General features: G+C 63.6%; 1 protein-coding gene. It reads left to right on the forward strand.

The window, feature by feature from the left end:
* On the forward strand, positions 1 to 379 hold a 379-nt coding region (locus EOA32_RS38210; protein WP_128374361.1), incomplete at both ends, for a M24 family metallopeptidase.

The following is a 379-nucleotide window of genomic DNA, read 5'->3' on the forward strand; positions in this document are numbered from 1 at the left end:
CCATCAAGACAGACGCCGAGCTCGAAAAGCTGCGCATCGCCTCGGAGCTGATCACCGATTCCATGCTGGCGACCATCCAGTGGGCGCGTGAAGGCACGACCAAGACCGAGATCATCGAGCAGTTGCGGCGCGAGGAGACCAATCGCGGCGCGCATTTCGAATATTGCCTGCTGACGCTGGGCTCAAGCCACAACCGCGCGGCCTCGCCGCAAGCGTGGAAGCAGGGCGAGGTGCTGTCGATCGATTCCGGCGGCAATTATCACGGCTATATCGGCGATCTCTGCCGAATGGGCATCCTCGGCGAGCCGGACGCCGAGCTGGAGGATCTGCTGGCCGAGGTCGAAGCCGTCCAGCAGGCGGCGTTTTCGAAGGTCAGGGC

This window comes from Mesorhizobium sp. M1A.F.Ca.ET.072.01.1.1, from assembly GCF_004023325.1.
Classification (GTDB): Bacteria; Pseudomonadota; Alphaproteobacteria; order Rhizobiales; family Rhizobiaceae; genus Mesorhizobium.